Here is a 9,545-nt window from a genome sequence, read left to right as displayed (position 1 = left end):
GGCGGGGTGTTTCCGTAGCAGTCCCGATGGTGCGGCTCCGGCCGCGCAAGCGGCCGGAGCATCGAGCGCGCGGGCAGCCCGGCGACCCGGTGGTATCGGAACCCGGACTCGCCCGCGCTTCGGGCCTCTGGATCAGTGGAGCGGTCCTCGAAAGCGACAGCATTGGCGACACGCTTCGAGGAGGATGCACTGGTGAGCTGAGCGTAGGGGTCGAGGCGATGATCGTTCCGCCGCGCAGATGAGCATGGCAGCAACATCACGCCCTCGCCACAGGTCAGGCGAAGGCTGTCTCAAAGGAGGCACATCACAACGTCATATGCCTGCACGAAAGAGGCACCGTGGCAGGATCCGTCCCGTGCCCCATGAAACGCGTCGTTCATACGGGCGGCCCGTCGCAGTGTCCGCCGGCGGACCTGCCGGTGAACCCGCCGGTGCGGTCACGGAAGTGCGTCCACGCCCTGCACCGCCACGACCGGGCCGGGTTCATGGGCACCGTCGACGCCGCCGGTGACAACGCCCTAGAATCCCGTTCGCACTCGCGCAGAAGAACGTCCTCGCCCGTCATCCGGCCACCCGGGAGAACTCCGCACGGCGATCACCACCCGGATCGAGCGAACCGCCCACCGGCGCCGCCGACAGCTCCGGCTGAACCGTTCGACCCCCATCCACTTCGAGACGATCGCGAAGCGCCACCGCCCCCGGCGGCACACAACCCAGCTGTCACCGATCCGCGCATCGGTCCCGGCCGTTCGCGCCCGGCACCCGGCGCCCGGGCCTGGTGACATCCAGTCAGGAGGCAGCGATGCAAGCCACGTTTCCCTTCACCACACCACACCACCTCGACAACGAGCCCGAAGCCGAGGCTCTGCTCGCGCGGGCTCCGGTCGTCCTCGCGACGATGGGTACGGCAGACGTCTGGCTCGCCCTTTCCCACAAGTCGGTACGCCAGGTTCTGAGCGACAGCCGGTTCAGCCGGGAGGCGGCCACACTTCCGGGCGGCCCGCTGAAACTGTCCGTCGCCGCCGACCCGTTACTGGTCTCCAGCCTGGACGGCGAGCGCCACGCCCGCCTGCGCAAGCTGATGTCGCAGGCGTTCAGCCCACGCATGGTCGATCAGCTCGAGCCACGCGTGCAGTCCACTGTGGACTCCTTGCTCGACTCCCTCGATCCGACCGCGGATCTTGTGGCAGGTCTCTGCGCTCCACTGCCGTTGATGGTCATCTGCGAGCTGCTCGGCGTGCCCTACTCCGAGGCGGAGGCCATCCGCAGGTGGACCAGGCGACTGTTCGTCACGGACATCACTTCGGACGAACTGCGGGCCGCACAGAGCGAGATGCAGGACTGGCTCGCCGATCTGGTGCGCCAGAAGCGGGCGCAGCCGGACAACGGGTTGATCTCGGCGATGGTCGCCGCCAACGACGAGGGCGACCACCTCACCGAACCCGAGCTGCTGGCCAACCTCGAGGGCCTGCTGATCGCCGGCCACGAGACGACCGTCAACCAGCTGGGCAACTCGTTGCTGACCCTGCTGCGCCACCCGGACCAACTCGCGCTGCTGCGGTCGTCACCGGACCTGATCGGACCGGCGGTCGACGAACTGCTGCGCTACAGCAGGCTTTTCACCTCGGCCGAGGTCCGGGTCACGACCGAGCCCGTCGATCTGGAGGGCGTCGAACTGGGGGCGGGCGAACCGGTGTTACCGGTCATCGTCGCGGCCAACCGCGACCCCGGTGTGTACCCGGATCCCGGCCGCTTCGACATCACGCGCGAAGGACCGGCAGCGCACCTCGCCTTCGGGCACGGGCCGCACTTCTGCCTCGGCGCGATACTGGCCCGCCGGGAGATGCGGGTGGCGATCGGGTCCGTGGTGAAACGGTATCCGGGACTGCGCCTCGCCGTTGACGAGTCCGAGCTCACCTACGTGCCGGAACTGGTCTTCCGCGGCCTGCAGGCGTTGCCGGTCACTTGGTGATCCGTGGTCTCTCATACCGCAGGCGCGGGAATTGGGCCGGATCGACCGGTCGGGGACGACACGACCGATGGCCCTTCCACCACCTTCGACCTGCGGTACGACCGGCACGGCGAACTCGTCGGCGTCCATGCGGTCTACGGGGCCGCCGAGCGGTTGACGGCCCAGGCCGGGCGCCGGCCCGGCCGGACAGGACGGCGGTCGCGGCGGCGTAGGCGTCGACGGGATCGGACTTGCCGTGTGCGCGGCGGGCCTTGCGGTCGGGCCGGTCGACATCGACCACGGTGATCCGCTCGGCTCGCAGGAAGCGGACGAGTTCGGCCACGCCATCGTCGACCGGGCCCTGTACCTGACGAAGGACTGGGCCGCCGACGACGAGCGCCGCGACCTGACCGGTGTCCCGGACGAGCTGGCCTTCACCACCAAGCCCCAGCTCGCCGCCGCCATGTTGAAGGGCGCCCGCGACGCCGGGCTCCCGGCCCGGTGGGCCGCCGCCGACGAGGTCTACGGCGGGCGTGAACTCCGAGAGCGGATACGCGAGCTGGGCTACGACTACACGGTCGCCGTCCCCGCGGGCCACCGCGTCACCACCCCGGCCGGTCGCTTCACCGCCACCGCCCTGCTGGCCAAGCTGCCCCGGCGGGCCTGGCAACGGCTGCGGACCGGGCACGGCACCAAGGGCGACCGCCACTACGACTGGGCGATGATCAGCATCAACCCGGACGACACCCCACCCGGCCACGACGGCGGGGCACAGCTGGCTGACCCCCGCGGGTGCGGGGAGGACTGCCCGAGGAGGACGGCATCAGCTCGCCGGTCTGCGCGACCGGCATCCCCATGTCCCCTATGAGCTGAGCTGCCGGGACCGTCGACAGGTTCGTGGTTCAGGCGAGCTTCCGGAGCGGCAAGATCAGCCTCGGTCGCCGGGAACGGGGATGAGGCGGCCGAGCATCGCCATCACGGTGATCCGCCCGTCCTGGTCGTTCGTCACCGCGCAATGGGCGTCGACGCCTCGCTCGTCCGGTTCCTGGTCCGGGTCGGTCAGGCCCACCCGGACCAGGTCGACGGCGTACTCGTGGTAGCGGGAGTAGTCCGCTGCGGCGCTCACGGCTTCGACGTGGTCGATGCGGCCGGGGTCCGCGGCGCGCAGCAGTGCCGGGGTGGGCGGCGGGCCCAACTCCCGCCCGATCCACTCCGAGACGGCGTCCCGGTGGCAGCCCGGTTCGAGCTTCGAAGCGGTCGCCGCCGTGAGTGCCAGGTGGATGAGGAGCGTCCCGAACCAGGTCGCGGCCTCGGCCGGTGGTGTGTCCGTCCCTGTCGGCGGCATCACGGCCCGGTACAGCGCGGCCACGTCATCGGCGTGCGCGGCGGTGGCAACTGCCCTCACCGCGCGGCCGAGGGCGGCCTGGTCGATGGTCATGTCGACGGTTCTCCCCACAGTCGGCAGCCGCCAACGTAGCGCTCCGGTGCGGTGAGTGGCCGGCGAAGCACGGATTCTCCACAACACGCGCGGCAGTGGCAGTCGACGGCGATCCCCGAAAGCGGTCTCCGGTGCGGGGCCGGACAGGGCTGCTCGTGGTCGTTCCCCAGGCGGTTGACGGGTTCGACTGCGGGGGCCATCGCATCCCCGGGGCAACCCCAGGCAACACTCGCCCGCCAGCCTTGACCGGGTGACGGCTGGCCTCGCGGGTGCGGGGAGGACGCCCGCCCGGCCGTGACGAAAGGAGGTCTCCGCGCCACCGCCTGGGATACGGCGCGGTGACGGGACACAGTCCCAGCCGTCCGTACCTTCCCGCCGACCTGCTGCCCACAACGCCAGCCGAGAGGTCATCAGCAGCAGCGCCGACACCGTGCGGCTCTGGGCCCTGTGCACACGGGAAGTCATCGCGTCGTCCCCGTCGACGCACCGCACGCTGCCGCGATCGCCGCCACTGGCGACCTCGCTTCCGGCTTCCGGCTTCCACGACGACATCGCCCGCCACCGCCGTCAGCCCCCACGACCACGCCTCGTACATCTGGCCGAGCACCGCAGCCCTGCAGCCCGCACAGCTCGCGTGAACGACTGCCGGATCCTCCCGCCACCGCAGGCGAAGAGCGGATCCGGAGCGAGCACCCGACCGCTCTCGCCGCCAGCGACGGGGTCCCGCAACGGGCCGGGCGCTCACCTCCGGCCGGGGCCGGTCTTCGGGGCCTCGCGACCGTCGCCTCCGGCGGCGTTCACCCGCACGACGGCCCGCCGCCCCGTCCACCTAAGCTGTCCCCCACGCGGTGACCGGGGGAGGACAACGGGTGGATCGGTACAACGTCACGAACACCATCGGCGGGGGGAACCAGAAAACCGTCATCCAGGTGGGCTCGATGACGCTCCAGACGACCCCCGCTCCGGCCGATCCCGCCCCGCCCAGCGAGCCGTGGGTCCGCGCCGTACTGGAGTCGGGCGTCTGGGCCCACGCCGCACCGCGCGACGCCGAGCCCCACCGGCAGCACGCCGCCCGGCTGGCCGAGCGGCTCGCCGCCGTCCGGGACCGCGCCGAGCAGAGGACCGCCGGGGACCCGTGGGCCGACCCCGGGTTCGCGACGCGGTTCGCGGACCGGGTGGAATGGCTGCTCGGCGAGCCCGACGGCGCGCTCGACCTCTACCCGGCCGAGGCCGGGCTGCTCGTCCTGCTGCCCTACCTCTACCAGACCCACCAACTCCTGCTCCTGGCCTCCCGGCTGGAGGCCGACCCCACCGACCTGCGCCCCCGGCGCGCGGCGACGGGCCGGCGAGCCGGCTACCAGTCCTTCCTGGCCGGCCACGACCTGCTGGTGAACCGGGCCCGGCTGCGCCCGCAGGCCGCGCCGGCGACCGGGTGGTGGCTGTACCGGCGCTGGCTCGCCGAGGAGGACAAGGGGGCGGACCGCCTCGCCGGACTCGAAGCCGAACTGGCGCCAGATCTCGTGCCAGATCTCGTGCCAGATCTCGTGCCAGATCTCGTGCCAGATCTCGCGTCCACGCTCGCGCCCGAACTCACCGCCGGGAGCGGCCCGCTGACCGAGGCGCTGAACGTCCGGCGCCTGGCCCGGATCCTCGCCGGCCTGCGGATCGGCGCCGACATCTGCAACCCCGAGCACCTCGGCCAGCTCGAGGCCGACGAACTCCTGCCCGGGCCCGGACGCCAGCGCATCCGCGAACGCCGGGCCGGCCTGCTGCTCGCCGTCGCGTACGGCGCCGCGATCGAACCCGCCGTCCTCCCGGACACGGTGGTCGAGCACATCGGGGTCCCGAACCCCGTCGACCTCGACGGGCTGCGCCGCACCCTGGCCAGGTCGACGTGGAGCGGATCCCCGGAGCTGCCCGTCCTCAAGGCGGTCTGCGAGCACGAGGCCGTCGTGGAGGCCCTGCGCGAGCACGCGCAGCGGCTGGACGGACTGCTCCTCGCGGTCGGGCGCGCCCTGTCCGACCGGATCGCCCTGCCCGACCGCATCGCCCGGCCCCTGCCGCCGCTGCCCGCTCGGATCTCCGCCGACGGCGTCGTCCCCGCGCCGGGGACCTTCACCAGCAGCGCGCGCTTCCGGCTCGACGACCGCCGTGTGCGCGGCCTGCTGACCGGCACCCAGCTCTACAAGGACCACGGCCTCGCGGTGCGCGAGCTGTACCAGAACGCCCTCGACGCGTGCCGCTACCGCCGCGCCAGGACCCAGTACCTGGAGCGCTCCGGCCGGCCCTTCCACCCGTACGAGGGCAGGATCGACCTCGTCCAGGGCGTCGACGAGGACGGCCGCGAGTACCTGGAGTGCGCCGACGACGGCATCGGCATGGGCGAGGCGGAGCTGCGCGGCGTGTTCTCCAACGCCGGCGCCCGCTTCGCCGAGCAGCCCGACTTCCTGCTGGAACAGGCGCAGTGGGAGCGGGTGGAGCCCCCGGTGCGGCTGCACCCCAACAGCCGGTTCGGGATCGGGGTCCTGTCCTACTTCATGCTCGCGGACGAGATCCGGGTGACGTCCTGCCGCATGGGACTCGACGGCATGCCGGGACCGCTGGTGGAGGCCCACATCCTCGGGCCCAACCACCTGTTCCGGATCGTCGAGAAGGAGGAGCGGGGCACCCGGCCCGGGACCACGGTGCGGCTCTACCTGCGGGACCGGCGCCGCTCCTGGTCCGGCCTGGACGCGCTCGCGGCGGTGCTGCACATCGCCGAGTTCCCGACGACGGCGCGGCACGGCGGGCGCAGGACGGAGTGGGAGCCCGGGGTCCTCCGGGGGCCGGGCAGGGTACAGACGGGCGGCCCGGACCTCAGCAGTCTGGTGGAATGGACGGACGGCCCACCGGGCGCCCAGGTCATCTGGCGCGAGGACGGCGGCCTGCTGCTGGTGGACGGCCTCACGATCGAGCCGGGACAGCGGGTCGGGGTGCTCACCGGCCTCCACGGCGTCGTGGTGAACCTCTCCGGGGACCACGCCCCGCGCCGGCTCAGTTCCGACCGCCTCACCGTCCTGGACGACATCTCGCCCCGGGTCGAGGCACTCCTGGCCGCGGCGGCCGGCGCCCTGGTGACGAGCGGCGCGGGGTTCCTCACCCTGGAGTGGATGGAGAAGGTCGCCGAGAGCAGCCCGCGCATCGCGGACCTGGTGGCCGAAGCCGCGTTCGAAGCGGGCGCGGCGTTCCGTATTCGCGGCCGGGCAGCCGTACCCGCCACGGCCGGCTGCTTCCCGCTGGACCGCAAGCTCCTCGACGGCCTGCTGACGAACCGGCGCGCGGAACGGTCGTCGGACGCCGTGTACCTCTCGATACCGGACCACATCCTGCTGTGGCGCGTCCTCGCCCACCCCGAGAGCGATCTGGCCCGCGAGCTGACGGAGCTCGTACCGGAACTCGCCGAGCCCCGCCGGACGGTCCGAGCCCGCCCGTCGGACCCGGAGCTGTTCACCGGCAAGCGCGGCGTGTTCGGGCTCACCCGGCCCTCGGACGCCTTCGGCGTCGCCCGGCGGCTCGGCTGCGACCCGGCCGCCACGGCGCAGCGGCGACGGCTCTTCGGCGTCAGCGACCTGGTGGTGCCCGCCTCCCCCGACACGCAGGAGTGGGCGGACACCTCGGACATGACCTGGCTCGACCAGCCGTACGATCGCCGCCGTTCGCACGCGACGATCGGCGATCTGCTGGAGGTCGGAGAGGGACTCGGCGTGAGCGTAGCGCAGGCCGCGGCCGCCATGCGGGCCCACGGAATCACCGTCCTACCGGACGCTACAGCGGCGGGCATGCCCGACGAGACGGACCTGCGACTGCTCCACCAGGACTGCGAGGTCGTCGAATACCGCGGCATCTCGGACACCGGCCCCGTGCCGCCCGGCCACGTGGCCCAGGCCGCCCTGAAAACGGGACTGAGCCCGGCGCAGGTGCGGCACCGGCTGGAACGCTACGGCCTCGAGGTGGAGCCCTTCGACTTCCCCGAACGGCCGGACGAGGACTATGTGCGGTGGCTCAGCCGGGACCACACCGGCGCATGGCCATGGGTCAGCGCCACCGGCCCGCTCCCGCCGTGGCAGCTGGTGGCCGCCCAGGACTGGTTGGAACTGCCCGCCCACGAGGTACGGGCCGAGTACGCACGCCTCGGCTTCACCCTCCCGCCGCCCGCGCAGTGCCGGGAATCCCCAGACGACTTCGGCCTGCTGGCCGGTGACTGGGAGGTCGAGTGGTCGCCCTTCCGGACGGACCGCGCGCCGAGCTTCCACCAACTCATCGAGGTGTCCCAGGAACTGGGCCTCAGCCTGCGGAAGCTGACCAGCCGACTCGCCGCCTATCGGGTGCGGGTCGGCATGGTCCTGCCGCAGCGGCCCGGCGAACTCGACCGCGAGCTCTTCCGCCACGACGACCTGCTGCAGATCGACGTGGACAACTACGACCGGCCGGACACCCCCTGGTGGTTCCGGCTCAGCCCCGACGACGAGATCCCGTTCTTCCTCCTGGCCCTGGCCGCCCGGGACCTCGACCGTCGCCCCAGGGAACTAGCCACCCGGCTGCGCTCCTACGGCCTTCGGGTCTCCCACGACGACCTCCCCCCGGACCTGACCCAACGCGAGGCCCTGCGCCTGCTCACCGCCGACGAACATGCGATGCCGCAGCCCATGGACCCGCCCATGCCGCTCGCCCAACTCGTCCGCATCGCCCACCGCGTCGACCTGCCCATCGCCCAGACCGCCCGCCACCTGCGCGACCTCGGCGTCCACGTCGGCGACCTGGCGGCCACGGTGCGCGCGGCCCTGGCGCGGGTGCCGCTCGCGTGACCGTCCGGACGCCTCGCCACGGTAAACGCCCGGCAGGCCCCGCGGACGCGGGGAGGACCTCAACGCCGGCGGCGACGTCATCAACAACGGCTGACCCCCGCGGGTGCGGGGAGGACGATGGCCCCACGCTCGCGAGGGTGACCCGTGGCCCTGTTTCGCCGGAACGTTGCGTCTGCGATCGCGGGCAGCATAACGCCCCCGCCCGGGAGGGGGCGTTGTCGTGTCAGGCCTCGGGGAACCCGTGGTACTTGGTCACGGTCTTGCGGCCGTGGCGGGCCATGAGGAGGACGGGGGCCACAGGCCGGCGGTGCAGATCACCATGAAGGTGTGGTCTGCGAGGGCGAAGGGGCCCCATCTTGCGGCGGGTGACGGTCTTGGGCACGGGTCCTCCTGTGGCTGGTGGGCACGAACCTACCGGCGCCGAGGGCTTGACCGTGGTGCCGTGGCTGACCAGTGACCAGACCGATCAGCCACGCCGGGACAGCCGGTGCGGGCCAAGGTAGTACGACAGTGCGGTGTGAGACGGGCCGTCCGGGACCTCGCCGCTCACCAAGAGTTTGACTACCTCGGCCTCCGGCACCCACTCCACCCGGGCCGCCTCGGAGACGTCCTCCGGCTCGCTCACGCGAGTGCATCCGGTGACGTGGTAGCAGCGGAAGTGCGCGTCGCTGATGCCGGCCATTGCGTCGTACTCGGTCAGCAGATCGACGCGGCCGGGGCGCCAACCGGTTTCCTCCTCGACCTCGCGGGCGATCGCGGCGGCCGGGTCCTCGCCGGGCTCGGCCCAGCCGGCGGGTACTTCCCAGCCCCACCGACCGGTAATGAACCGGTGCCGGTAGAGAAGGAGGAACTCGCTGCGGTCGTTGGTGACGACGGAGGTGGTCGATGCCCGGGGGTAGCGGACGACGTGGTGGTCGATCCGGCCGAGCCCGGGCACCTCAACGTCGTCCAGCCAGACCTCGACCCACGGGCTGCCGTAGACCTTGCGGCGTCCGAACGTCTCCCACTCCATGGTTAGCCTCCCTAGGCGCGAACCAGTTGCGCTTCCGACTCTTTCACGCACGCGGTCAGCTCCAGCACGGGCCTCTCTCGAGCCCACGGGGCGAGGGCCTTCTCAAGGGCCTTGGCCCGCAGGACGAGCGGCTTGACCATAGTGGTGCTCGCCAGGTCGAGGGCGGCGCGCGCGGTGGCGCACGCCTCGTCGAGGTCTCCTTGGCTAAGGGCGTCCGCCAGTAGGTCATCGGATGCGGGGGCTTCGAGGCCGGGTATCCCAGCGGTAGAGGGTCCAAGCCCGTCTGATTAGGCAGCGGAC

4 protein-coding genes and 1 pseudogene are annotated in these 9,545 nt (G+C 72.1%); 3 read left to right on the top strand and 2 right to left on the bottom strand.

Features of this window, described 5'->3' with window-relative positions; translation table 11 throughout:
• The first annotated feature begins 802 nt into the window (after positions 1–802).
• On the top strand, positions 803–1,972 hold the full coding sequence (locus ACZ52R_RS38495; RefSeq protein ID WP_465755061.1) for a cytochrome P450: 1,170 nt from the start codon (positions 803–805) through the stop codon (positions 1,970–1,972).
• 304 nt (positions 1,973–2,276) lie between these two features.
• Positions 2,277–2,720 (top strand): annotated as a pseudogene (locus ACZ52R_RS38490) (transposase); the annotation flags it as partial.
• A gap of 159 nt (positions 2,721–2,879) precedes the next feature.
• Here the strand turns inward: ACZ52R_RS38490 and ACZ52R_RS38485 are convergent.
• Positions 2,880–3,389 carry a hypothetical protein gene (locus ACZ52R_RS38485; protein ID WP_465755060.1) on the bottom strand — a complete coding sequence of 170 codons (510 nt, stop codon included), beginning with the start codon at positions 3,387–3,389 and terminating at the stop codon, positions 2,880–2,882.
• 938 nt (positions 3,390–4,327) lie between these two features.
• Here ACZ52R_RS38485 and ACZ52R_RS38480 point away from each other — a divergent pair.
• Positions 4,328–8,233, top strand: a complete 3,906-nt coding sequence (locus tag ACZ52R_RS38480) for a wHTH domain-containing protein (protein WP_465755059.1) — start codon at positions 4,328–4,330, stop codon at positions 8,231–8,233.
• A gap of 466 nt (positions 8,234–8,699) precedes the next feature.
• Here ACZ52R_RS38480 and ACZ52R_RS38475 read toward each other — a convergent pair whose 3' ends face one another.
• On the bottom strand, positions 8,700–9,245 hold the full coding sequence (locus ACZ52R_RS38475; RefSeq protein ID WP_465626581.1) for an NUDIX hydrolase: 546 nt from the start codon (positions 9,243–9,245) through the stop codon (positions 8,700–8,702).
• Between the last annotated feature and the right edge of the window lie 300 nt (positions 9,246–9,545).

The organism is Kitasatospora sp. NPDC034023, from assembly GCF_055575795.1.
This window is presented reverse-complemented; position numbering and strand designations above follow the sequence as displayed.

Excerpts from the sequence above, each read along its gene's own strand:
- ACZ52R_RS38485 (WP_465755060.1), bottom strand. The coding sequence starts at position 3,389 with ATGACCATCGACCAGGCCGCCCTCGGCCGCGCGGTGAGGGCAGTTGCC.
- ACZ52R_RS38480 (WP_465755059.1), top strand. The coding sequence starts at position 4,328 with ATGACGCTCCAGACGACCCCCGCTCCGGCCGATCCCGCCCCGCCCAGC.
- ACZ52R_RS38475 (WP_465626581.1), bottom strand. The coding sequence starts at position 9,245 with ATGGAGTGGGAGACGTTCGGACGCCGCAAGGTCTACGGCAGCCCGTGG.
- ACZ52R_RS38495 (WP_465755061.1), top strand. The coding sequence starts at position 803 with ATGCAAGCCACGTTTCCCTTCACCACACCACACCACCTCGACAACGAG.